This is a genomic window from Bradyrhizobium sp. RDI18 (assembly GCF_043203335.1).
Taxonomy (GTDB): domain Bacteria; phylum Pseudomonadota; class Alphaproteobacteria; order Rhizobiales; family Xanthobacteraceae; genus Bradyrhizobium; species Bradyrhizobium retamae.
Genome location: NZ_JBICRN010000008.1, coordinates 3672140 through 3696639, shown reverse-complemented (window position 1 = coordinate 3696639; position 24500 = coordinate 3672140). Strand labels below are relative to the sequence as shown.

Here is a 24500-nt window from a genome sequence, read left to right as displayed (position 1 = left end):
AGCCAATCCTGCTGACAGATTGATGACAATCCGGCGCCTGATCGCCCGCTTCACCCAGCAGGAAGACCTCAACTTCCTTTTGACCAACCGCATCCCGCGGGCGGCGCTGACCCGCTTCATGGGCTGGTTCAGCAAGATCGAAAATCCGCTCGTGCGCGATGCCTCGATTGGCTGCTGGCGGCTGTTTTCCGATCTCGATTTGTCGGAAGCGAGGAAGACCGAATTCAAGAGCCTGCACGATTGTTTTACGCGCGAGCTGCGCCCGGGGCTGCGGCCGGCAGATCCCGATCCATCGGTTGTGGCCAGTCCTTCCGACGGCATCATCGGCGCGTTCGGCAAGATCGCCGATACCGAGCTGTTCCAGATCAAGGGTGCGCCTTATTCGCTGCTGGATTTGCTCGGCGATCCCGCGCTGGTGGAAAGTCATCGCAACGGCCGCTTCCTGACGCTCAGGCTGACGTCCAGCATGTATCACCGTTTTCATGCGCCGTATGATTGCCGGATCGAGAAGGTGACGTTCATCCATGGCGACGTCTGGAACGTCAATCCGATTGCGTTGAAGCGGGTCGAGCGTCTGTTCTGCAAGAACGAGCGGGCGCTACTGCAGGCACGGCTGCCGTCCGGCGAGGCACTGACGCTGGTGCCGGTCGCGGCGATTCTGGTCGCCAGCATCCGGTTGCATTTCCTGGATCGCACGCTCAATGCACAGAGCAGGGGACCGATGGTGTTTCCCTGCGATGCGGCCGTGCGCAAGGGCGACGAGCTCGGCTGGTTCGAGCACGGCTCGACCATTATCGTGCTGGCGCCGGAGAACTTCGAATTTTGCGACAACGTCGCGGAGGGTGGGCGCATCCGCGCCGGTGAACGACTGTTGCGAAAGCCGCAGGTTTAATCTCGATTCTCCGGGCTATTGCCTCTATATCCTCGCGGTCGCAGTCGCAGTTGCGAAAACGCGGGAAGAGATAGATGGCGAGAGCGCCTGTCATGGCGGCGGGAGGAATCGTGTTGCGGCAGGCGGAGCCGCCGCTGATCGCCGTGGTGCGCCTGCGCAAGCGCAATGAATGGGTCTTGCCAAAGGGCAAGCTCGACGACGGCGAGACGCCGCGCGCCGCTGCCGAACGCGAGGTGATGGAAGAAACCGGGCACGACGTTGCCGTGCATGAATTTCTGGGCACGCTGGCCTATGAATCGCGCGGCGGCGCCAAGGTGGTGCATTACTGGCGCATGGAGGCGGGTGATCTGCCCACGCGCGTACCGATGCGCGACGTGAAGGCGGTGGACTGGCTGCCGCTCACTGAGGCCGTCGAACGGCTGTCGCGCGGCTATGAGCGCGCGTTTCTGGAAAATGTCGGGCCGATCGCAATGGCGGCGGCAAATGGTGCGGACGGCGTGGCGTTGCCGATAGCCGCGCAGCCTGTCGAGGTGCCCAAGGCTGGGCGCGTAGGCTTTCTTCAGAATCTGCTTCGGTTGTTCCGCTAACTCTTGTCGCGGGCGCGATGCAGCGCGCTCCCGGCGATGCGAAGCATCGTCCGGCAGCGCTGCGTCGCCGAACCGGAACCCAAGCCTCGGCAGATAGTGGACCCCGGCTCTGCGGTGCACCACTTCGTGTCGCACCACGTCCGGGAATGACGAGCGTGGTTAACGATTGGTATCAGCTCACGCGTTTCCAGGTCTGGCCGCCGCAGAACATGCCGCCGAAGGCGCAGCCCTGGACGCGCAGTGAGCTGGTACCCTTCAGCGCGATCGTCGAGTCGTAGTTGCGGCCGCTGTCGGGATCGTGAATCCGGCCGGTCCACTTGCTGCCCTGCGGCTTCATGTTGATCAGGATCCTTTCGCCGGTGTTGACGGAATAGCCGCACAGATTGCCGCCGCATTGCTCGATGCGCACGTTGCCCTTGTTCTCTTCCGTCGCCCAGACGCCGATCGGCGAGTCGGTAGCGGGCGCTGCGGCCGCGGCCGGCTGCGATGCAGGCGCGGGCGCGGCGGCGACCGGGGCGGGCGGAGGCGGAGCGGGCGGTGCGACTTCGGTTTGCGCCGGTGTTGCGGCCGCGACGGTGGTTTGAGCGGGCGCAGGCGTTGCAGGTGGTGCCGCGGGAGCCGCAGGCTGCGGCGCGGCCGCCTGGGCGGGTGCAGGAGCGGGTGTCGCGGGTTTGGCCGGCGCGGTCGCGACGACCTCATCGTCGTCCTTGCTCTTCGAGCCCAGCCCTTTGAGGTCGATATTGCCGAGCGTGCCGTTATAGCCGGGCGCGGTAATCTTGATGCAGGAAATGGCGTTGCAGTTGCGCGGCGATTCGACACGAATGCGCTCGCCGTTGATCTGGAGGGTAATGCCGCCCGCATGCGCCGAGGTGGTGGCCATCAACAATGCGGCGAGGATGTACAGCTTCTTCATGAGAGCCTCCTGAGCGGCCTGTGAGCGGGTGGCGGTGAATGTGGGCAGACCCTACGCGGGCGCGGGGACGCGTTCTGTGATGCAGATCACGAAGCGCTAGAGCCTTTTCGGTTCTGATTGAATCAGAACCGGGCTCTAGATTCTTGTTTTGATGCGCTTTCTTGACGCGAACCGGCGTCCACTTCGCTTGAAAACGCGCTGGGCAGCGCCGAAGTGGCTCGGTGATTCAAATCACATCCAGCCGAAGTTCCCCGCGACTAGTTTTTCCGCGATCACCCGCGGGAGGCTTCGATGAAACAGCTTTGTTTTCTCGCCTTGCTGATGCTGCTTGGTTCTTCAGCCCATGCCGGCGCGATTTCATTCAAGATCGGCGGCCATCGGGTGCACGTCGAATCCTCCAGGCACTGCCGTTCGACGTCCTGTGCCTCGACGTCGGTTTCCAGAAGCCTCAACTGGCGCCACAAACGCGACCGCCATGACGATGATCGCGATGGGGCCGTGCCGGCGAAGCCTGCACCACAGACGGTTTCGCCGCCTGCGGCGCCAGCGGCGGCCCCCAAGACCATCGTCACCGCACCACCGCCGGCCGTCTACACCCCGGCCGCATCGATGACGCAAATCGTCGCGGCGCCGCCGCCTCCGCCAACTCCGCCGCCTGCGCCCCCGCCGGCTCAGCAGGCTTCGATTGCGTTGCCGCCGCCGCCACCGCCTGCGAAACCGGTCGTAACTGTGCGGCCTGCGCTACAGGCTGAACGCGTCTCGCGTCAGGCCGAGGATGAACCATCGGATTCGCCGATCGGCGACTGGCAGACCGAAGGCAAGGGAAGGGTGCGGATCGGAGAATGCGGCGGTGCGCTATGCGGCTATGTGCTCAATTCATCGTCGAACGAGAAGGGTGAGGCTATCCTGATCAACATGAAGCCGAAGGCGGAAAGGCAATGGACCGGCCGCGTCTACAGCCAGGACAGCGGCGAGACGTATTACGGCACGATGTCGATGACGGGGGGCAATACGCTTCGCGTCGAGGCCTGTGCGCTTCTCCGCTTCTACTGCTCCGGTAACAATTGGAGCCGCATCATGCGCCGCGCCGACGGCCTGGTGATGGTGTCTGCCGACCCGCGCTCGTGAATGGCTCGCGAAAACGCCCGGTGACTTGGTCACCGGGCGTTCGGATCCATTGTCTGGACGCGGAAGTCTAGAACAAGCCAAGCACAATCGCGCCGACGAAGGCGATTGCAACATACGCGGTTACAACGCCAAGTCTGCTGACGAGAGGACTTACGAAATCCATTGGGAAGGCTCCCTGGGTTCACGTCTGCCCGCACCTAACACTTAAGGTTAGCAAAGCGTTCCCAACCCAAAAGTCAGCGCCGCTGTCCATCCACGGACTCTCCACCGCCGGCGGCCCCGCGAACGTGGTAAAAAAATCGTTAAATCAACATGTTGAAGAGTCTTTAAATAAATTGGTTGAACGTGCGCGGGATGACGCGCGGAGTTCGTTTGTATCTCGTCGGCTCCTTCGTCCTCGTCTCGCTAGCGGGTTGTGGCCGCGGATTTTTTCAGTCCGCCGAGCGCGAACCGTGGCGTACCGAGGCCGAGGTCGCATGCCTGAAGTCCGGCGCGGTCAAGGAGAGCCCCGAGCTGGTCCGGATCGATCCGATCTCCGGTCCCGGCGTGTGCGGCGCGGAATATCCGCTGAAAGTGGCGGCGCTCGGCGAAAACATCACCTCTTTCGGCTTTGCCGACCAAAGCCTGCGGCCGCCCGCCAATATCGGCAATCAGCCGCGCTGGCCGATCGCGCGCGCCCCGGCGGCGACTCCGCCCCAAGGGAACTATTCTGGGAGCCATTCAGGAAACTATCCGGATCCGGCGCCGCGCCAGCCGAACTACGCCGCGCCGTCGAACGGTCCGATCTCGCTCTCCGCGCCGGGTGTCGCCTCGCAGCAGGATGATATCGATCTGCCGCCCGAAGGCGTGCCGACGCCGCACGGCGGCGGTTATGCGGCGCCACCATCCTATCCACCGCGCGACCGTTACACCGCGCCGTCTTCTGCGCCGTATCCGCCATCCCATTCGCCATCGCCGGCTGCGCCGCGGCTCGGTCCTGCGCAAGGCAATTCCGTCAGTGCCTTCGGTCAGGTCTCGATGAAGCCGGCGGCGACGCTGGCGTGTCCGATCGTCTCCGCGCTCGACCGCTGGCTCACCGATTCCGTGCAGCCGGCGGCGATGCGCTGGTTCGGCGTGCGCGTCGTCGAGATCAAGCAGATCTCCGCTTATTCCTGCCGCGGCATGAACGGCAATCCGCATGCGCATATTTCCGAGCACGCGTTCGGCAATGCGCTCGACATCGCAGCCTTCACGCTTGCCGACGGCAGGCGCATCACGGTCAAGGGCGGCTGGCGCGGCGTGCCGGAAGAGCAGGGTTTTCTGCGCGACGTGCAGGCGGCCGCCTGTCAGCAGTTCAACACCGTGCTGGCGCCGGGCTCCAACTCCCACCACGAGGATCACATTCACGTCGACCTGATGCGCCGTCCTTCCCGCCGCACCATCTGTCAGCCCGCCGCGGTATCAGGCGAACAGGTCGCCGCGCGCGCCCAGCGTAACCCTTACGCGTCGCGCGATCCGTATTCGACGGGCTCGCTCAGCAGCAAAAAACCCTGGTCGCGCTGGTTCGGGGGCCGCAGCAAGGTCAACGAGGAAGACGAGCACGAGGATCATCATTAGCGTTGAGCGAACTGCCCAACGCGTTGGATGGGTGGAGCGAAGCGATACCCATCAATGCCGGCGTGCGCAACGATGGGTTTCGCTTCGCTCTACCTATCCTACGAGGTCTTCACGCTCACTCTGCAATCTTCTCCAGCAAATCCCGCACTACGCCCTTCAGCAGATCGAGCTTGTAGCCCGTCATCGGCAGCGGCTTGGCGCCTGCCGTCGCCTGCTCGGCGGCGCTAGCGATATTCGCTGCGCTGGCCGCGTTGCCCTGCACCGCCGCTTCCGCAGCCGCGAGCCGTAGCGGCACCGGGGCGATGCCGCCGGCGGCCAGGCGGACGAACTGGAATGCGCCGTCCTTTACCACGGCGCGGGCGCAGACTTCGACCAGCGGCCATTCGGCATGGGTGCGGCTGATCGCGCGCTTGTAGAGCGCGCGCTCGCCTTGCAGCGGTGAAGAAAGCTCGATGCTCCTGATCATCTCGCCCGGCTGCAGCGCGTTGTCGGAGCCGCCGTTGCGGCCGTCGCCGAGGAGCTCGCCGATCGTCAGGGCGCTCCGTTGATCGGTCATCACTTTCGCATCATAGGCAAGCAGTGCCGCGGCCATCGTCGAGGGGTGCGGCGCCACGCAGGGGCCGAGGTCGAACGCGACGTGGTAGAGATGATTGCCGGACCGCGCGGGACAATCCGGTCCGCCCTTCCTGAGACAGGCGATGTGCGGATTTCGATAATACCAGCAGCGCGAACGTTGCGCGAGATTGCCGCCGAGGGTGGCGAAGTGACGGACCTGCGGCGTTGCCAACCCTTGCGCGGATGCGGCGATGCCCGGATACGCCGCAGAGACGCGTGCATCGGCGGCGATGGCGGCAATGGTGGTCAAGGCGCCGAGGCGCAAACTGCCATCGGCGCCCCAATGCATCCCGATCATGTCTGGTGCGGCGGCAATATCGATCAACGGCCTCGTCGAGACGCCGCTGCGGCGCCGCTCGGAGAGGTCGGTGCCGGCGGCGCGGAATTCGCCGGCTTGCGTCGAAGTCATGGCTGATGCTGTCATGCGGCGGCCCTCCTTTTGAGCGCAGCGACGAGACGGTCGGGGCGGATCGGCAACTCGGTCAGCCGAACGCCTGTCGCGTGGTGAATGGCATTGGCGACCGCGGGCGAAGTCGGCACGGTTGCGACCTCGCCGATGCCGACACTGCCGCCGAGCACGTGATCGAATCCGCGCTGGTCGAAATGCACGTCGATCATGGGCGTGTCCGCAATGCCGGGAATGCGATAGTCCTCCATGCCGCCGCTGAGCACGTCGCCGGTGCGGGAATCGACCTCGCGTGCTTCATAGAGCGCGTAGCCGATGCCTTGAATGACTGCGCCGGTGGCCTGGCTTCGCGCCAGGGCCGGCGCTGCGATCTTGCCGACCGCGATGCCGGTGTGGACGTTGACGACGCTGACATGGCCGAGCCAGGTATCGATTTCGACTTCGACAACTTGCACCGAACTCGGCACGCCGGCACCGATCGCAAGATTGGAGAAGCGCCGCATCATCCAGCCGAAGATCCAACCCATGAAGCCGGCCTGCTTGAGCGGCGACTGGATGCCCGGCGCCATCTGCCTGGAATCTTCCGGCCGCACGCCTGATACGGCGAGGTCGGGTGACGCTGCGAGCATTTCGCGCCACGGCGCGTTGGAGCCGGGGACCGGCTGCCGTTTTGCGTTCTGCTGGATCGCGGCTTTCAACTGCTCGATCGCCAGCAGCATCGGCGGGATCACGGAAGCCGTGACACGGCTGCCGCCCGAGCCCGGCCCTTCCGGCAGCTTTGAATCGCCGATCCGGACCTCGACCTCATGCGGCTCCAGCCCGAACTCGCGTGCGAGTGTACTGGCGATCACGGTGCGGGTGCCGGTGCCGATATCCTGCGTCGCGGTACTCGCGATCAGGCGTCCGCCCTTCACAGCTACTTCGACCTTGGAGCCGGGCTGCCACAGATAGAGCCAGTAGCCGGTGGCGACGCCGACGCCGCGGCGATAACGTCCGCTTTGCGCGACGACCGGCTTGCGGTTGCGCCAGACCTCGAGGCTCGAAGCCCAATCGTAGAGCCGCTGGCGGTTGGGATCGGGATCCCAGCGCTTGCGCAGCGCAATCGGATCGATATTCATGCGCACCGCCGCTTCATCGATCGCCTGCTCCAACGCAAACGCCATCGGCGGCCCGCCGGGACCGCGGAAGGGCGCACCAGCCGGCAAATTGCTGATGACGTCGAAATCGGCGAGCTCCTTTCCTTCCGCCGGATAAATCAGGCGCGCCAGTGCCGCGATGGTTGAATTGGTCGCAGCTCCTGTATCGGCATAAGCGATGAACGAGAGCGCCTTCAATTCACCCTGGTCGGACGGCAGCAGTGCAACCTTCATCTCCGCCGCCGGTCGATAACCGGTGACCGAAAGCTCCTCGTGCCGATCGTAGGCAACGCGCACCGGCGCCTTGGCCTCGCGTGCCAGTTCGATCGCGGTGGTAGTTTCCACGCCAAGCGCAGCCTTCGAACCAAAGCCGCCGCCGACATGATCGGCAATCACGCGCACCTTGTCGTGGTCGAGCTTGTAGCGCTTGGCGATCAGCTCCATCAGGTGAAACACGGCTTGCGTCGAGACATGCACGGTGAGCCGGTCGTCTTCGAAACGCGCGACCGCCGCATGCGGCTCGAGGCAGGCATGCTGTTGCGTGCCGGTGCGGAAGGTGCCCTCCACCAGCAGCGGGCTGTTCGCCGAGCGCGCGCTGTCGATCCAGCTTCGCACCTTCTTCGGCTTCTTGGAGAACGCTGCCGAGGGACCGCGGATGTTGCCTTTCCAGGTAGCCGGCGCACCGGCGCCTTCGGAGACGTTGCCGGCCTTCTTGCGCGTGGATTTTTCGAACACGACGGGCGCATCGGGCCTGCGCGCTTCATCGAGCCCGATCACCGACGGCAGGCGTTCGCTTACGAGGTTGATGGCAGCGATGGCGGCGAGCGCCGTCTTGCGATCTCTGGCCGCGACCGCCGCGATCGGTTCGCCGACGAAGCGAACGATCCGGTCGTCGCCGAGCAGCGAGATCGCCGCGCTCACACCCAGCATGGCGCGGGCGGCGGTGAGATCGAGCTCACCGATGCGCGCATGCGCGAACGGCGAGCGCAGGATCAAGCCTTCGAGCTGGCCGTCATGATGGATGTCGACGGTATACTTCGCCGATCCCGTCACCTTGTCACGGGCTTCCATGCGCGGCGGAACGAACTCCTCGCCGTCGAAGCGGCCGGCGCAGGCGTCGGCCACGGCGCGGAAGATGCCGTCATAGGCGCCGCAGCGGCAGAGATGTCCCGACAGCGCCGCGCCGATTTCCTCGCGCGACGGTACCGCCGTTCCCTTCGCCGCGCGCCAGGAATCGTGAAACGCCGCGGCCTCGACGATGAAGCCCGGCGTGCAGAAACCGCATTGCAGGGCGTCGTGCGCCATGAAGGCCTTCTGCACCGGGTGAAGTTTTTCCGCGCCGATGCCTTCGACCGTGGTCACGTTTCGATCCGCGGCTGATCGAGCCGGCATCAGGCAACTCACGGCAGGCTCGCCGTCGACCAGCACCGTACAGGCGCCGCAGACGCCGGCCCCGCACACAAGCTTGGTGCCGGTGAGGTCGAGCGCATCGCGCACGACGTCGACCAGCAGCGCATCGGGATCGTCGGGGAGGGAAGCGAGCTTGCCGTTGATCGTCATGGTGCTCATCTGCGATCTCCAGGTTTGCGGGTGGATTTCTTGTCGGCTTTCTGGTCGGTTTTCTTGGCTGGCTTCGGTTTGGCCCCGCGCGGCGGCTTCGCCGGGCCGACGGCCCCGGCGATCAGCGTGCGCAACATGATTTCCAGATCCTTCAGGAAGGGGCCGGCCGGCTGCATCGCGGGGTAGGCGGATTTGGCGCCGTTGACCGCCATCTCGACGCATCGCGCAAGATCGCGTGGCGTCATGCCGGCGTTGAGAGCGAGGCCCTGCTTGCGGCAAACGCGTGTGATCGTCGTGTCGAGCTGATCCGCATAGGCGGCGGCATATTTCTGATAGAGGTCGCGCGCCTGCAGGAGATGCTCGGAGAATAGCTCCTCGACATGCGGCGAGCCGTCGAGCGAAGCGGCCAATTGCCCGAGCTTGGCGGAGACCGATGCGACGAGAATATCGGCGAGGCTGCCGCCTTGCTTCTCGGCGGCGCCTGCCGCGGCGATTTCGGCGGCGAGCGCTTCCTCATGCAGCCGTTCGATGACGGCGCGAAACAGCGCTTCCTTGGATTTGAAATGATGGTAGAGCGCCTGCCGCGTCAGCCCGGCGGCTTCCGCCGCCTGTTCGATCGACGAGCGCCGAAAACCGTGCCGGCGAAACACCAGCATCGCGGCATCGAGAATGCGGGTGCGCGGGGCCATTTGACGAATTTGACAAAAGTAGATGAATTGTCAAATCACGGAGGCGCGAGGACACGCGGCCCACAATGGGCAGGCGGGACGTCACTGATATGACGGCGCTTTGCCGGGCCGGCAGTCGTAAGGCCGGTTGCCTTCGCGCGCGGCCGTCTCAACGGTTGCGTGGAAGTACCGGCCCATCGATGGCGCGTTCAGGAGCGCATCGCGCACGTCCTGCGGCACGTTGCAATATTGATGATAGGCCGCGCGGCGCTCGACCAGCAAGTGCCGGCTCTCGCGGTCGTAGCAGACCCGGCTGATGACGCTGCTGCGGGTGACGCCCTGACAATTAAACGGCGCCAAATCGACCGGGCCGCGATCCTTCACCTCAACGATCTCGGCTTCCTCCCATGGCGCGGTGAAGAGCAAGACGAGAATGAAGGCGATGCGGGTCATCTGGCGTCAACATTCTTCACCGCGATGGCTTCATGCCCCGGGACGCGGTGCGCCACGAAGTGGTGCGCCGCAGAGCCGGGGCCTACTACCCTGCCGCGCGATAATGGGTCCCGGTTCTGCGACGCAGCGCTGCGCGCTGCACCGCGCCCGGGACACGCGTGACCGGTTCCGCAAGGTCAGTCAACTGATCGAATCCGCCCTAAAAGCAATTCATATTGCTTCATGGAGGTATCATCGAGCGCCTCCCGCCGGTTGCTTGGCAGGTCATCATACCCGATTGGGCTGTCGAACTGGCTCATCGTGAAATCGACGCGCCGCCCGTCGATCTCATTGTAGAAGTGCCAGGCGCCGTTGACGTCGGTTTTCAGAATTTCGCCGCCCAGTTGGGCTTGCACCACCAGCGCTGTCACCGAGCATTGTCCCGCAGCGGGATTGTCGGGACGCCACTGGCTGCTCGTCTCCGCCGACCAGGCGTCGCGCAGTTTGTGATAGAGACCAGTCAGGGATGGGCAACCCGTCGTCATCAATACCCCCAGCGTGTGATGGTGCTCCCGCCGTTCTGGCGGGCTGCACCGAAGTCCCGCGCCGGTTGACGTGGCGGCGGGCGGCGCTCATGCCAAAGAGCCCCGCATCTGGCGTCGCTAACGACGCGTCAGCCGGGATGCAAGAAGAGTGCGAGCAGCAGAATGATCGATAGCGGAACGCCGGTCGTCCAAAGAAGTGCGCTCTTTACGGACATCATCCCTACCCTCCGAGCGGGAAAGCGGGGATAAACTATCCAGCGGACTTTGGTTCCCAGGCCACCGCCTTCTTGTTGGCGCGATCGTGACGCGCGACCACATCATTTGTCCCCTTGGCCGGTTCCTGCGCGCGCCACAGCATGATGGGCGATTCGCTCGCTCGTTGTTTCATCGGTTGATGGCGACAACAACGATGCATCCAGCGTACTCGCGCGAAAGCCACATATCGCCAATTCCTCCACAACTGCTACATTGTTTGCTTAGATCAAGACTAATTCTAAATCCTCTTTGATGACCGTTATTCGAGCAGACTGGAGCAATACTAATTCTAAACGCGTGATTGACCCGCCGTTGTATCTTTCTCGCACTTCATCGCAGTGGTCACGCTTGTTACTGGTCCCGCGCGAAGCGATGAGGACTGGAAATGACTGCAAGTTTGAAGACCGCGGGATGGCTCGGCGCCGCGCTGCCGATGCTCGCCGCGATGATTGACGTAACGCCGGCGGAAGCTCAATCGTCCACGCGCGAATTGCCGGCTGTCGTCGTCGACCAGCCCTCACGTCCGCAGGCCGCGCGGTCGCGTCCCGCATCCAGACGGCAAGCCGCATCGGCAGCGAGCCGTCGCACGGCCCAGCGCGGGGCGGTGACTTCAGATGCCGCGGCTGCAGCAGGAGCGCGCGCGGAAACGGGGACCGGCCCGGTGCGCGGCTATCTCGCCAACCAGAGCGGCACCGGCACCAAGACCGACACGCCGCTGCGTGAAACGCCGCAATCGATCACGGTGGTTACCGCCGACCGCGTCACCGACCAGGGCGCGGTCACCGTGCAGGAATCGCTGCGCTACGTGCCCGGCGTGTTTGCCGACGCCTATGGCCCGGATTCGCGCGGCGACTATCCGCGCATTCGCGGCCAGGATCCAAACATCTATCTCGACGGCACCCGCATGGTGAACACGTGGCAGTTCAACGAATGGCGGCCCGAGCCCTACACGCTCTCGCGCATCGAGGTGCTGCGCGGCCCGGCATCGGTGCTCTATGGCGACACCTCGACGGCCGGCCTGTTGAACCTGATCTCGAAGCGTCCGCAGGCGGAAAGCTTCAACGAAATCGGCGTGCAGTTCGGGAGTTTCAACCGCAAGCAGGTGCAGCTCGATTCGACCGGCAAGCTGACCAAGGACGGCGAGTGGCTGTATCGGTTCATCGGCGTATTCCGCGACAGCGGCACGCAAACCGATTACGTGCCGGACGACCGCATCGTACTGGCGCCGTCGCTCACCTGGCGGCCGACCAACAACACCAGCTGGACGGTGCTCGGCACCTATCAGAAGGACAGCAGCGGCGTTTCCACGGCATTCCTGCCGCATGAGGGCACGCTGTATCCCGGGCCGAACGGCCTGATCCCGGTGCGGCGCTTTGCCAGCGATCCGAACTTCGAGAAGTACCAGACCGAGACCGGCGCGGTCTCCAGCCTGTTCGAGCATAGCGTCAACAACGCCGTGAAGATCCGGCAGAACGTTCGCTTCGCGCATGTCGAAGGCATTTACAGGTTGGCCTATCCGAACGTCTATGGCGATCCGTACGATCCGCCAAATCCGAATTTTCCGTTTCTCGATCCAACGCGGCGCACCGTGGAGCGGTTTATCTCCAGCCGCGAAACCAGCAAGGATAGTTTGACCTCGGACAGCAATGTCGAGCTGAAATTCGGCACCGGCCCGGTGCTCCATAAGGCGCTGGTCGGCCTCGACTACCGCATTCTCAAGGAGCGCGCGCGATCCGGCTCAGGCTACGACACCACACCGTTCGATCTCTACGCCCCGGTTTATACGGCTGTGACCCCACCAGTGCTTTCGCCCGAGCCTGACCTGCGGCAAAGCCAGCTTGGGCTTTATGCGCAGGACCAGATGCGACTCGGACCGTGGCTGGCCGTTCTCGGCGTTCGTCAGGATTTCGTCGGCAATAATGTGCAGGGATCGCCGAGTGAGGACACCAGGGCGACCACCGGCCGCGCGGGACTGATGTACGAATTGCCGTTCGGCCTGACGCCCTATGTCACCTATGCGCAATCCTTCACTCCGATCTTCGGCTCCGGCATCTGCGTCGGCGGCACCTGCAAGGCGCAGCAGGGCGAAATGGTGGAGCTGGGCTTCAAGTACAATCCAATGCCCGGCACGGCGATCAACGGTGCGATCTTCGACACCACCGAGAAGAACCGGCTGGCAAGCAGTCCCGACGGCGCTCTGCTCTCGGTCCAAACCGGGCAGGTACGCATTCGCGGCGCCGAGCTCGAGGTGATCAGCCGTGTGACGCCGGACCTCGATCTGATCGGCGCCTATTCCTATCTCAACGCGGTGATTGAAAGCGGCGACAATGCCGGCAAGCGTGTCGAAACCGTTCCCGAACACCAGGCCTCGCTATGGGCGAAGTACCGTCTCACCGCGCTCGGTCTGCAGGGCGTCACGATCGGCGGCGGCGTGCGCTACATCGGCGAATCCTGGGACGGCGCCGACAAACTCCAGACGCCTGATTACACACTGTTCGACGCGATGATCCGCTACGAGACCGGCCCGTGGCGTTTTCAGGTCAACGCCAGCAACCTTGCCGACAAGCGCCATGTCACCACCTGCCTCGCCCGCGGCGACTGCTTCTTCGGCATCGGCCGCACCGTGCTGGGAAGCGCGACGTACAGGTTTTAGGACGTGATGGGAAAGGGGAGGCCGCTCTACGCCGGCTTCGCCCGATACATTGTCAGAAACATCCGCGTCGCGCTGTCCACCACCTGCGCGATGCGCTCCGCCGACGGCGCCGGCTCGGCCTGAAACACGAACGGCAGAAACAGCGTCGCCTGGCACATCTGCAGGAATTGCGCGGCGGCGAGGCCGCAATCGTCGATCGCAAGATCGTTCGACCGGACATGCGACTGTAGGTACTCGGCGAGGCGCCTGATCGTCTTTGCCAGTACGTTCTCGTAGAACTGGCGCCCGACCTCCGGCATCCGTTCGGCGATTGCCATGACCGTGCGGATCGACGAACCGCCGCCCGGCCGGCAGATCGAACCGATATAGGTTCGGCCGAATTCGCGCAGCGTGGTTTCGACATCGCGTTTGGGATCGAGATTGTATTCAATCTTGCTTTTTTCGAGCGCTTCGTCCTCGACGATGGCCTCGAACAGCCGGCTCTTGTCGGCGAAGTAAACATAAAGCGTGCCTTTGGAGACGCCGGCCGACCGCGCGATCTCGTTCATGCTGGCCCCATCAAAGCCCAGATCCATGAACACCTGTCGCGCGCCGTCCAAAATCTGGCGGCGCTTCGAACTCTCCTCCTCGCCTAACGGATGAAGCGTGTTTGCTGTGGATGCAACCATTGGTTTATCCTCTCGCGAAGGAATTCAACCCGGGATATAGCGGGAGGTCGCTTCTCGCTTTATGGTCAGTATGGTAGCAATCTAGCTTGACCGAACCGTTCGGTCAATGGTATTTTGGAACTAAAGGCGCCAATGCGGCCGGTTTCGTGGCTTCATGCATCGCGACATTTTGAAATGGGGAGGCCCCGTTAATGGCCGCAGCGAGAGACCAGGCCGCACGCGTCGTTCGCGCCGAACCGGACGGGGCTGAGGACGAAGCCGCGCCTGAGGCCAGTTCTCAGCTCGCCGATCAGTTGCGGACTTACGTCGCGGAAGAAACCAGGCGTCATCCCGCGGAGCCGCCCGGCGCTCCCGCAACCGAAAAGCCGGCCGTGGCGTCCGTCGATGCATCGGCGGCGAAACCGGGCAAGCGCAAGTTCGTCATGATCGGCGTGCTCGGCTTGCTCGCGCTCGCGGCCGCCGCTTATGGAGTCTACTTCGTTCTCGTCGGACGCTTCTATGTCTCGACGGACGACGCTTACGTTCGCGCCAATAACACCACGCTGGGCGCCCGGGTATCGGGCCATGTCGCGGCTATCCTGCCTCGCGACAATTCGCTCGTTCGCGCCGGCGACGTGATCTTCAGGATCGACGACGGCGACTATCGCATCGCGGTGGAAGCCGCGCGCAGCAAGATCGCGACCCAGCAGGCCACCATCGACCGCATCGGCCGTCAGGTCACGGCGCTCGAAAGCGCCGTCGAGCAGACAAGGGCGCAGCTCGCTTCCGCGGAAGCGGCGATGAAGCGCGCCGGCCTCGACTTCGATCGCCAGCAGGCGCTGAGCACCAAGGGCTTTGCCTCACGCGCCGCCTTCGAGGTCTCCGAGGCCGGCCGCGACCAGAGCCTCGCCGCGGTGAAATCGGCGCAGGCAGCCCATGACGCCGCGCGCGACAATGTCGAGGTGACGAAGGCGCAGCAGGCCGAGGCGCGCGCGCAGCTCGTGGAATTGCAGAGCCAGCTTGCCAAGGCGGAGCGCGACCTTGCCTTCACCTCGGTGCGCGCGCCCGTCGACGGCACCTTCTCGAATCGGCTCGTCAATGCCGGCGATTTCATCCAGGCCGGGCAGCGGCTCGCCAATGTGGTGCCGCTCAACGACGTCTTCATCGACGCCAATTACAAGGAAACCCAGCTCAAGCGCATCCGTCCCGGCCAGCCGGTGAAGATCTCGGTCGACGCCTACGGTCACCGCAAGTTCGCCGGCGTGGTCGACAGCATTTCACCGGCGGCGGGATCGGTGTTCACGTTGCTGCCGCCGGACAACGCCACCGGCAATTTCACCAAGATCGTGCAGCGGCTGCCGGTTCGTATTCGCGTGCCGAAGGAAGTCGCGAAGCAGAACCTGCTGCGCGCCGGCATGTCGGTCTACACCACCGTCGACACCCGCGAGGGCGCGGCCGACGCGGACAGCGAAGCCGATCTCGACGCGCCCGCGACGGTTCAACCGCAATAATTTATTTCCTCGAGCTCCGGGCGAAACGCCCGGCGCCTGTGCCGAGCTGATCATGGCCGACGCCACCACCGCATCGCCCTCGCTGATGAACACAGCAGTCGACGAGCGCATCCCGCCGCGACGGCTGTTTGCGTTTCTCTTCATGGTGTTCGGGATGTTCATGTCGATCCTGGACATCCAGGTCGTCTCGGCGTCGCTGCAGCAGATACAAGCCGGCCTTTCGGCCAGCTCCAGCGAAGTATCGTGGGTACAGACCTCGTACCTGATCGCCGAGGTGATCGCGATCCCACTATCCGGCTTCCTGTCGCGCGCGTTCGGCACACGTTTGCTGTTTGCGATTTCCGCTTCCGGCTTCACCGTCGCAAGCTTGTTCTGCGGTTTTGCCTCGACAATCGAGCAGATGATCGTGTGGCGCGCGATCCAGGGTTTTTTGGGCGCGGGCATGATCCCGACCGTGTTCGCATCCGCCTATACGGTGTTCCCGCGTTCGAAAATCCATATCGTCGCTCCGATCATCGGCCTGGTCGCGACACTGGCGCCGACGATCGGGCCGACAGTCGGTGGTTTCATTACAGACACGATGTCATGGCACTGGCTGTTCTTCATCAACATCGTTCCCGGCATCGGCATCACCATCGGCGTGTGGGCGCTGTGCGATTTTGACAAGCCGAATTTCGCGCTGCTCGAGCATTTCGACTGGTGGGGCCTGCTGTTCATGGCCGGCTTCCTCGGCACGCTCGAATATGTGCTGGAAGAGGGGCCGCAGTCGCAATGGCTGGAAGACACCTCGGTTGCGGTGTGCGCGGCGATCTGTGCGATCTCGGCGATCGCCTTCTTCTGGCGCGTGCTCAGCGTGCGAGAGCCGATCGTCGACCTCAGGACCTTCGCCGACCGCAATTTCAGCCTCTGCTGCCTGATCTCGTTCTGCGTCGGCATCGGCCTTTACGGGCTCACCTACATGTATCCGCGTTACCTCGCCGAAGTGCGCGGCTACAGCCCGATGATGATCGGTGAGACCATGTTCGTCTCTGGTATCGCCATGTTCCTCACCGCCCCGATCGTGGGGCGGCTGATGGCGAAATACGACGTGCGCTATTTGATCGCGATCGGTCTGGTGCTGTTCGCGCTCGGCTCGTACCAGATGACCTGGATGACGAAAGAGTATGATTTTTACGAATTGCTGCTGCCGCAGATTTTGCGCGGAGCCGGCTTGATGCTGGTGATAGTGCCGACCAACACGATCGCGCTCGGGACGCTGGCGCCGGAGCGGGTGAAGAACGCCTCGGGCCTGTTCAACCTGACGCGCAATCTCGGCGGTGCGGTGGGCCTTGCCGTCATCAACCAGGTGCTGAACCAGCGCACCGACCTCCACATCTCGCGCCTGCACGACCGCGTCACCTGGGGCAACGCCGCCGCGGTCGATACCCTCAACATGTTCACCCAGCGCCTGCAGGGCATGGGCGATTCCGCGCTGATGGCGCTGAAGCAATTGTCGCAGATCGTGCACCGTCAGGCGGTCGTGATGGGTTATGGCGACGCCTTCTTCATGCTGGCGGTGTTCTATTTCGCCCTGAGCCTGCTGGTGATGGTTCTGGAAAAGCCTTCAGCAGCGGCGCTCGGCGGCGACGCGCATTAAGCGGCGAGACAACGCTGATCACGCCCTTGTCATGTTGCAAATCACCCGCGATGCATTTATAAGCTGCGCATTGTCGCTCGAGCCGGGGAGATTTGCATGATTTCGATGTATTCGCAGATCGCGCCCTCGCGTCCGGTGCTCGTGCTGGTTTTTCGGTCGCGTCGCTGAGCGCGATCTTCGCCGGCCCTGATCGGGCCTAACGCCCGATCTTTCCAAACTTCCCAACGACTTAACGACAGTTTTCAACGACGCATGCGTTCGGCCCGAGGCTGCCCGCGCGTCAAACCCAGATGGAGCCGGCATGCGCCTTTCGCGCAGCCGGATGATGCCATGACCGTTCAAACAGACAAACGTCCCGCGGCGATACGCGTGGTGATCCCGTTCGTGTTCCGCCACTGGCTGCAGCAGCCCGGCCGTGCCGCCGTCGTAACCGGCGGCCTGCTGGGAGCAACCGCGGCCGACCTGTTCATGCCGATCTTCTCGGGCCGGCTGGTCGATGCGCTGACGCTGGGCGCCTCCGACCCGGGCGCGCGCCAGGCTGCGTTCGCAGCCTTCGGCGCGATCGTCGCGCTCGGCCTCATATCGATGATCCTGCGCCTGACCGGCCTCCAGGCGATCGTGCCGTTCACGCTCACGACCATGTCAGACGTGTCGCGCGACGCTTTCGCGCGCGTGCAGCGCTTCTCGACCGACTGGCACGCCAACTCGTTTGCCGGCTCGACCGTGCGCAAGATCACGCGCGGCATGTGGGCGCTCGACCTGCTCAACGACACCATCTTGATGGCGCTGCTGCCGTCGCTATTGGTGCTGGTCGGCTCGATGATCCTGCTCGGGCTGCACTGGCCGGTGTTAGGTGCGGTCATTGCGGTCGGAACCGTGATCTATGTCTCGATGACGATGGCGTTCTCGGTGAACTACATCGCACCGGCCGCGCGGGTCTCCAACGCCTGGGACACCAAGGTCGGCGGCACGCTGGCAGATGCCTTGACCTGCAACGCGGTAGTAAAGTCCTTCGGCGCGGAAGCGCGCGAGGATGCGCGGCTGGCCGGCGTCGTCGGACGCTGGCGCACGCGCGTGCGCCGGACGTGGTACCGCTATAACTACACCTCGACGGCGCAACTTGCGGTGCTGTTGTGCTTTCGCGGCTCGGTGATCGGCGGGGCGATCCTGCTGTGGATCGCCGGCCGCGCCACGCCGGGCGACGTCACCTATGTGCTGACCAGCTACTACATCATTCATGCTTATCTGCGTGACGTCGGCATGCACATCAACAACCTGCAGCGTTCGGTCAACGACATGGAGGAGCTGGTCGCGATTCACGACGAGCCGATCGGCATCGCCGATGCGCCGGATGCAAAGCCGATCGACATCCAGGGCGGCCGCATCGTGTTCGACGACGTGACGTTCCATTACGGCGGCCACCGCGCGCCGCTGTATGACGGACTGTCGGTGGAGATCCGCGCCGGCGAACGGGTCGGCCTGGTCGGCCGCTCCGGCTCCGGCAAGACCACCTTCGTCAAGCTGGTACAACGGCTCTACGATATCGGCGGCGGAAAAATCCTGATTGACGGTCAGGATGTCGCGAAAGCCACGCAGCAATCGCTGCGCAGCCAGATCGCGATCGTGCAGCAGGAGCCTATCCTGTTTCACCGCACGCTGGCCGAGAACATCGCCTATGGCCGGCCGGGCGCCAGCATGGCTGCGATCGAGCAGGCGGCGCGGCTCGCCAACGCGCATGACTTCATCCTGCGGCTGCCGAAGGGCTACGGCACGCTGGTCGGCGAGCGCGGCGTCAAGCTGTCGGGCGGCGAACGGCAGCGCGTCGCGCTGGCACGCGCGTTCCTGGCGGACGCGCCGGTGCTGATCCTGGACGAGGCAACCTCCAGCCTCGATTCAGAGTCAGAGGGCCTGATCCAGCAGGCGATGGAGCGGCTGATGAAGGGGCGCACCTCGATCGTGATCGCGCACCGGTTGTCGACGGTGCGCAGCCTCGACCGCATCCTGGTGTTCGACCGCGGCGAGATCGTCGAGCAGGGCACGCATGCGGCGCTGACGGCGCGCCCCGGCGGCATCTATCGCGGGCTGTTCGAGCTGCAGGCCACCGAGTTCAGCCGCATTTCGGCGGCGGAGGAGAGCCACATTGTTGCGAACCCTATCGACGCTCGCGCGACGCGCTGGTTTCGATCAGGACGCCGCGAGCTGAGGCGGCTCGCGATTTCGCTGCGTCGGTGAGGGCGCCGGCTTGGCCCGCGTGCGTGTCGAAATGGCGACCGTCACCACGACGGCGGCAGCGAACAGCAGGATCTGCAGCGTGATGGTCTCGCCGTTGAAGAACGCCGCGAGCGCAAAGGTGACGAAGGGTTGCAGCAACTGGATCTGCGAAACCCGCGCGATGCCGCCCATCGCGAGCCCTGCGTTCCACGCGAAGAACCCGATCCATTGCGAGAACAATGCGACATAGAGCAGCCCGAGCCAGGGTTTCAGCGCGATGTGGGTGATATCGGCGGGCATGGTCAGCACGGCTGCCGGAATCGAGAGCGGCAGCGCCATCACCAGAATCCAGCTTATGACCTCCCAGCCCGGCATTTGTGAGGTGAGCCGGCCGGAGAATGCGTAGCCGATCGCGGCGACGGCGACCGATGCGAACAGGAATAAGTCTCCGCCGACGAGCGCGCCGCCGCCTTGCCGCAATGCGAATGCGATCACCAGCGCGGCGCCGGCCACGGAAGCGATCCAGAACAGCGGCCGCGGCCGCTCATGGGTGATGGCGACGGCGACCAGCGCGGTGGCGATCGGCAGTACGCCCAGCACCACGCCGCCATGCGAGGCGTCGACCCTCTGCATGCCCATCGACATCAACAGCGGAAACAGGATCGCGACGCAAAGCATCGCAATGATCAGTTGCAGCCACAGCGCGCGGGGCGGCAGCGGTCGGCGTAACACGAGAAGGAGCGCCAGCGAGCACAGCCCGGCGATCGCAGTGCGCAGCGCGGTCAGTGCAATCGGATCAATTTCCGCAACCGCGATCCGCGTCGCCGGCAGCGTACCGCCGAAGATCGCCATGCCGATGAAGCCCAGCAACAGGCCGAGGCGCTCGCGCGAAGCAGGGGAGCTCATGACGCGATTGGTTAGCCGCTTTGCAGGTCAGCGTACAGCAATCTACTCGGAGCACATGGCGGCTATGCGCGCCTATCTCGGAGCAATGCTGCTCCACACCAATCCGACCCCGGAAAGAAACAGCAGAGCCAGCACGACGTCGTAGAAGTTTCGGTCATTCAGGGCGTGATAGGTGCGCATGCCAAGACGTGCGCCGATCAGCGTGCCGGGCAGCGCCAGTATCGCCAGCCAGAACACGTCCAGTTTAACGAAGCCGCTGGCGATCTGCAGGATGAGCGCGGCGCCGAGCACGCTGCCATTGAAGATCTGGAAGACGCCGCGGCGCTGGTTCTTGGTCCAGCCGCGGATGCTGGCCCACAGGGTCGGCAGCGGGCCCGACAGGCCGGCGAGGCCGCCGAGGATGCCGCCGGCAAATCCGACGGCTGCGTCTGCCGGCCGGCCGCCGAAGCGGAAGGCCATCGGCTTGCGGATGAAATAGAGTGCAGTGGGAAATACCAGCAGCATCACGCCGACGCTGAGCTTGAAGTTCTGCGGGTCGGCGCGCGCGACCAGCAGCGCCCCGATCGGCATGCCGACAAGACCGCCGGCGACGAACGGCCACGCCAGCTTGAAGTCGAGAACTTTCCACATCGACGGCAGCGTCGAGATCTGCGAGCTCACCGAGCAGATCAGGACCAGCGGCACGGCAATGGCCGGCGGCAAGATATAAAGCCAGATCCCCAGCGCCATCAGCGCCGTGCCGAAACCGGAAAGTCCGGAGACAAAACCGCCAGCGAGCGCGCCGACAAGCAGGATGACGTAGGTGGCTAATTCCACTCTTAATATTCCCTCCCGTCATTCCGGGTTCGATGCTTTGCATCGCCCCGGAATGACCACGTTGAATTTGCGCCGACGTTTACACGAGGCGACGAGCAGGTACTATCGCAATCCACGCCTTCAACAATAACCTGGTGGAAACCTCCCAATGAGCTCGACCTCTCCAAAAACCTTCCTCGTCTGTCACGGCGCGTGGTCCGCGGGCTGGGCCTGGAAGAAGATGCATCCGCTGATGCAGGCCGCCGGGCATCGCCTGGTCACGCCGACCTATAGCGGTCTCGGCGAGCGCGCGCATCTGGCGCATCCGGGGATCGATCTCAATTCGCATATCGAAGACGTACTTGCCGTCATCAGATATGAAGACCTGCGCGACTTCGTGCTGATCGGCCACAGCTACGGCGGCATGGTCGCGACCGGCGTCGCCGACCGCGCCCATGATAAGGTCAAGCAGCTCATCTATATCGACGCTTTCGTGCCGCAGGACGGTCAGTCGCTGCTCGATTTGAACGAGACGGGGCGGGCGCGGATGCTGGAGCTTTCGAAGAGCGGTGACGGCTGGCGCGTGCCGCCGAACCCGACGCCGCCGGATACCTCGCCTGCCGACGTCGAATGGCTCAGCGCGCGCCGTGTCGACATGCCGATCAAGTGTTTTGAGACCAGGCTCAAGCTGCAGGGCGGCGCGCTGACCCTGCCACGCAGCTACATCTACGCCACGCGGATCACGCCCGCCGATACGTTCGGACCGTTCGCCAGGATGACAAAAGGCGATCCAGCCTGGAGCTACTACGAGATCGACGCCAGCCATTCGCCGAACGTCACCGCGCCGGAGGCGCTGATGGCGCTGTTGCAGAAGATCGTGGCGTAGTCCCGTTACCCCATCCACGGGATGTTGCCGGCGGATTGACTCTCCACCATCCGCCCAACAAGCTAGCCAACGGGGGTCGACATCGATCGCAGAGGGCAGGGCCATGGCGGCCAGAACGACTTCAGTCATCGAGACATGGTCGACCGGCCTGGTCGAACCGGAACGGCGCCTCGACTATTGGATCGGCGCCGTCTGCGAATGCTTTCTTGAAATGGACATTACGACGCCGGTGCGGTCGGGATTTGATTGCTCCGTTCAGCGCGGGCAACTCGACACGATCGGTATCAACCGCGTCGAGGGCTCGGCGCAGCACGTCTACCGCAGGAAAGCCAGCCTCGCGCGCAGCGCGTCGAACTACTATTACCTGCTGTGCAAGACCGACAATGACTGGACCGCCATGCAGAACGGCCACGCGTCGCGCCTGCAGCCCGGTGATCTCGTGCTGCTGGATTCGCGGCGCTGCTACGAGTTCAACTTCCCGCTGACCTCGAACACGCTATCACTGGAGCTGCCGATCGCGTGGGTCGAATCCTGGATCACCGATCCGGAGCGACGCATCGGGCGGCGCATCGACGGACGCGCCGGCTGGGGCGCGGCGCTCAGCGCGTTTGCTTGCCAGTTGACGCCGCAACTGGCGATCGAGCGACCCTTGCCTGCCCAGGTTCTGACCGACCAACTCGGAGCGCTGCTGGCGCTCGCATCCGGAAGCGAGATTCCGACCGCGCCCTCCGAGCAACGCGATGCCGCGAAGCTGTTGGACCAGATCGGCCGCGTCATCCGGCTGCGCTATGCCGAACCCGGGATGACGGCTGCGACCGTCGCCGCACATCTGCGTGTCTCGGAACGAACCCTACATCGCTGTCTCAACAAAGCGGGCCTGACGTTCAGCGGGTTGCTCAACGATTGCCGCATGGCGGCGGCGCGTAGGATGCTGAGCGAGCCGCGGTTCGATCGCATCAGCGTCGGCGGGATCGGGCTGCGGGTCGGCTTTTCTGATCCGTCCCACTTCATCCGCCAATGCCGCAGATATCTCAGCATGACGCCGGGCGCCTTCCGGCAGCAGCGCTAGAGGTTGGCGCAATTAGGCGATGATGGTGGCCGAATCCGGCCATCCGGGAATAGCCGTCCCCATCAATGTCTGATCTCCAAAAAATCAGGGGGAGACGGAATGTCAGACATTTACGTTCTTGTTCACGGCGCGTGGCACACTGGTGCCGAGATGGAAGCGGTGGCCGAACATCTTCGCAAAAGCGGCCATGTCGTGCATTGCCCGACGGTCGCCGGCAACAACAAGGATGACGATCGCGAGAAAACAGGCCTCGAACAGGCGATCTCGTCCGTCGTCACTTACATCGAAGCGAACAATCTGCGCGACGTCAGGCTGGTCGGCCACTCCTATGGAGGGATGGTGATCTCGGGCGTCGCCGACCGTTTGACGGACAGGATCAAGCGCCTCGTCTACGTCAATGCCTTCGTGCCCTTGGATGGGCAGTGCCTCAACGACATGGTGCCGCCGCACTATATCGGCCTGTTCGATGCTGTGGCCGCTGCCAACAACAACGCCGTGATGCTGCCGTTCGAAATCTGGCGCGATGCCTTCATCAACGATGCCGATCTCGAACTGGCAAAGTCGGCCTATGGCAGGCTCAACCTGCATCCGTACAAGACGTTCACCGACAAGATCGCGCTGAAGCGTCCACTGGCAGAGCTGCCGATCGGCAAATCCTATGTCAATTGCCGGCAGGACATTGCCCTGCCGCACGGCCTGCCATGGCACCCGCGCTTGTCGGAGCGGCTGGGGCTGTTCCGACTGGTCGAATGCAACGGCAGCCATGAGATGTTCTTCAGCAACCCCGCGCGGCTGGCGCAGGCGATCGGGGAGGCGGGGCGCGACTGAGAGTGGTACGCGCGACGTCAAACAAAATGGGCGAGGGGCCCGGCGTGTTCGCGCCGAGCCCCTCATTCATAAGATATCAGCCAGCCTGTAAGCCGGGTTCTGTAGGGCACCATTCTTTCGAGTGGTACGTGACGGCCATTCCTCTGGGACCATGCTCGCACATGGCCTCGAGCAACCTACCCGGACGGCGAGCCTGACATAGCCCTGCAGCGTTATCGCTTTCGCGAACAGCCCGCGTTGCCGTCCCTATTCGGTTTTGCTCCCGGTGGGGTTTGCCATGCCGCTTCCGTTGCCGGAGACGCGGTGCGCTCTTACCGCACCTTTTCACCCTTACCCTCCGAAGCCCGAAGGCAAAGGAGGGCGGTTCGTTCTCTGTGGCACTTTCCCTGGGGTTACCCCCGCCGGACGTTATCCGGCACCGCATGTCGATGGAGCCCGGACTTTCCTCCCCCGCAGCCTTTCGACCGTAGCGGGAGCGGCCGTCCGGCCGACTGACGCCTTACGAATGGGGGCTCGGCGGCGCGGCGTCAAGGGATGGCGATGGTTAATCCGGTTCCGTCAGCGTAATTTTGACATGCGCGACAGCGCGGCATTTGATGCCAGTCGGTTCGATTTCTGGATCCGA

Annotated in this window: 20 protein-coding genes and 1 other RNA gene; 11 read left to right on the top strand and 10 right to left on the bottom strand. The window is 64.0% G+C overall.

Annotated features, from left to right (window positions below):
* Window positions 1-22 precede the first annotated feature (22 nt).
* Window positions 23-892, top strand: a complete 870-nt coding sequence (asd, locus tag ACFXS9_RS26715; RefSeq protein ID WP_392700023.1) for an archaetidylserine decarboxylase — start codon at window positions 23-25, stop codon at window positions 890-892.
* Window positions 893-966: 74 nt separating this feature from the next.
* A complete protein-coding gene (locus ACFXS9_RS26710) occupies window positions 967-1479 on the top strand; it encodes an NUDIX hydrolase (RefSeq protein WP_392693803.1) in 513 nt (170 codons plus the stop codon).
* Window positions 1480-1651: 172 nt separating this feature from the next.
* Here the strand turns inward: ACFXS9_RS26710 and ACFXS9_RS26705 are convergent, their stop codons facing one another.
* Entirely contained in the window at window positions 1652-2392 is a 741-nt protein-coding gene (locus ACFXS9_RS26705; RefSeq protein ID WP_392693800.1) for a DUF2147 domain-containing protein, read from the bottom strand.
* Window positions 2393-2683: 291 nt separating this feature from the next.
* Here ACFXS9_RS26705 and ACFXS9_RS26700 point away from each other — a divergent pair, with 291 nt between their 5' ends.
* Both ACFXS9_RS26700 and ACFXS9_RS26695 read left to right on the top strand, forming a co-directional pair.
* Window positions 2684-3520, top strand: coding sequence for a DUF2147 domain-containing protein (locus ACFXS9_RS26700; protein WP_392693798.1), 837 nt, complete (start codon window positions 2684-2686; stop codon window positions 3518-3520).
* A 354-nt stretch (window positions 3521-3874) separates the two neighbouring features.
* The gene (locus ACFXS9_RS26695) at window positions 3875-5116 is read left to right on the top strand and encodes an extensin family protein (protein WP_392693796.1); all 1242 of its coding nucleotides are present in this window, start codon (window positions 3875-3877) and stop codon (window positions 5114-5116) included.
* 115 nt (window positions 5117-5231) lie between these two features.
* Here the strand turns inward: ACFXS9_RS26695 and ACFXS9_RS26690 are convergent, their stop codons facing one another.
* The 5 genes from ACFXS9_RS26690 to ACFXS9_RS26670 all read right to left on the bottom strand — a co-directional run bounded on the left by ACFXS9_RS26690 (window position 5232) and on the right by ACFXS9_RS26670 (window position 10478).
* Window positions 5232-6155 carry an FAD binding domain-containing protein gene (locus tag ACFXS9_RS26690; RefSeq protein WP_392693794.1) on the bottom strand — a complete coding sequence of 308 codons (924 nt, stop codon included), beginning with the start codon at window positions 6153-6155 and terminating at the stop codon, window positions 5232-5234.
* Window positions 6152-8842 (bottom strand): molybdopterin-dependent oxidoreductase, encoded by a 2691-nt coding sequence (locus tag ACFXS9_RS26685; protein WP_392693792.1) that lies wholly within the window; start codon window positions 8840-8842, stop codon window positions 6152-6154. Before ACFXS9_RS26685 ends, ACFXS9_RS26690 begins: the two co-directional genes overlap by 4 nt.
* On the bottom strand, window positions 8839-9522 hold the full coding sequence (locus ACFXS9_RS26680) for a TetR/AcrR family transcriptional regulator (RefSeq protein WP_392693790.1): 684 nt from the start codon (window positions 9520-9522) through the stop codon (window positions 8839-8841). Before ACFXS9_RS26680 ends, ACFXS9_RS26685 begins: the two co-directional genes overlap by 4 nt.
* Window positions 9523-9603: 81 nt before the next feature.
* Window positions 9604-9954 carry a KTSC domain-containing protein gene (locus tag ACFXS9_RS26675; protein WP_392693787.1) on the bottom strand — a complete coding sequence of 117 codons (351 nt, stop codon included), beginning with the start codon at window positions 9952-9954 and terminating at the stop codon, window positions 9604-9606.
* 176 nt (window positions 9955-10130) lie between these two features.
* On the bottom strand, window positions 10131-10478 hold the full coding sequence (locus ACFXS9_RS26670) for a hypothetical protein (RefSeq protein WP_392700021.1): 348 nt from the start codon (window positions 10476-10478) through the stop codon (window positions 10131-10133).
* A 640-nt stretch (window positions 10479-11118) separates the two neighbouring features.
* Here ACFXS9_RS26670 and ACFXS9_RS26665 point away from each other — a divergent pair.
* On the top strand, window positions 11119-13386 hold the full coding sequence (locus ACFXS9_RS26665) for a TonB-dependent siderophore receptor (RefSeq protein WP_392693784.1): 2268 nt from the start codon (window positions 11119-11121) through the stop codon (window positions 13384-13386).
* Window positions 13387-13412: 26 nt separating this feature from the next.
* On the opposite strand, the gene ACFXS9_RS26660 is transcribed toward ACFXS9_RS26665, so the two are convergent.
* Window positions 13413-14054: a TetR/AcrR family transcriptional regulator gene (locus ACFXS9_RS26660; protein ID WP_392693782.1), complete on the bottom strand. Its 642-nt coding sequence runs from the start codon at window positions 14052-14054 to the stop codon at window positions 13413-13415.
* A 191-nt stretch (window positions 14055-14245) separates the two neighbouring features.
* Here ACFXS9_RS26660 and ACFXS9_RS26655 point away from each other — a divergent pair, with 191 nt between their 5' ends.
* From ACFXS9_RS26655 to ACFXS9_RS26645, 3 genes are all read left to right on the top strand, one after another.
* Window positions 14246-15544 (top strand): HlyD family secretion protein, encoded by a 1299-nt coding sequence (locus tag ACFXS9_RS26655; protein WP_392693780.1) that lies wholly within the window; start codon window positions 14246-14248, stop codon window positions 15542-15544.
* 52 nt (window positions 15545-15596) lie between these two features.
* Entirely contained in the window at window positions 15597-17180 is a 1584-nt protein-coding gene (locus ACFXS9_RS26650; RefSeq protein WP_392693778.1) for a DHA2 family efflux MFS transporter permease subunit, read from the top strand.
* Window positions 17181-17510: 330 nt separating this feature from the next.
* Entirely contained in the window at window positions 17511-19412 is a 1902-nt protein-coding gene (locus tag ACFXS9_RS26645; RefSeq protein ID WP_392693775.1) for an ABC transporter ATP-binding protein, read from the top strand.
* Here ACFXS9_RS26645 and ACFXS9_RS26640 read toward each other — a convergent pair.
* Window positions 19365-20297, bottom strand: coding sequence for a DMT family transporter (locus ACFXS9_RS26640; protein ID WP_392693772.1), 933 nt, complete (start codon window positions 20295-20297; stop codon window positions 19365-19367). The two genes, ACFXS9_RS26645 and ACFXS9_RS26640, sit on opposite strands and share 48 nt — an antisense overlap.
* Window positions 20298-20369: 72 nt before the next feature.
* Window positions 20370-21113 carry a sulfite exporter TauE/SafE family protein gene (locus ACFXS9_RS26635; protein WP_392693769.1) on the bottom strand — a complete coding sequence of 248 codons (744 nt, stop codon included), beginning with the start codon at window positions 21111-21113 and terminating at the stop codon, window positions 20370-20372.
* 148 nt (window positions 21114-21261) lie between these two features.
* Here ACFXS9_RS26635 and ACFXS9_RS26630 point away from each other — a divergent pair, with 148 nt between their 5' ends.
* The 3 genes from ACFXS9_RS26630 (at window position 21262) to ACFXS9_RS26620 (ending at window position 23875) form a co-directional block, all read left to right on the top strand.
* Window positions 21262-21978 (top strand): alpha/beta fold hydrolase, encoded by a 717-nt coding sequence (locus ACFXS9_RS26630; RefSeq protein ID WP_392693766.1) that lies wholly within the window; start codon window positions 21262-21264, stop codon window positions 21976-21978.
* Between the two features lie 103 nt (window positions 21979-22081).
* Window positions 22082-23047: an AraC family transcriptional regulator gene (locus tag ACFXS9_RS26625; RefSeq protein WP_392693763.1), complete on the top strand. Its 966-nt coding sequence runs from the start codon at window positions 22082-22084 to the stop codon at window positions 23045-23047.
* A 99-nt stretch (window positions 23048-23146) separates the two neighbouring features.
* Window positions 23147-23875: an alpha/beta hydrolase gene (locus ACFXS9_RS26620; RefSeq protein WP_392693760.1), complete on the top strand. Its 729-nt coding sequence runs from the start codon at window positions 23147-23149 to the stop codon at window positions 23873-23875.
* 72 nt (window positions 23876-23947) lie between these two features.
* On the opposite strand, the gene rnpB is transcribed toward ACFXS9_RS26620, so the two are convergent.
* Window positions 23948-24370: RNase P RNA component class A (rnpB, locus tag ACFXS9_RS26615), an RNA gene on the bottom strand.
* Between the last annotated feature and the right edge of the window lie 130 nt (window positions 24371-24500).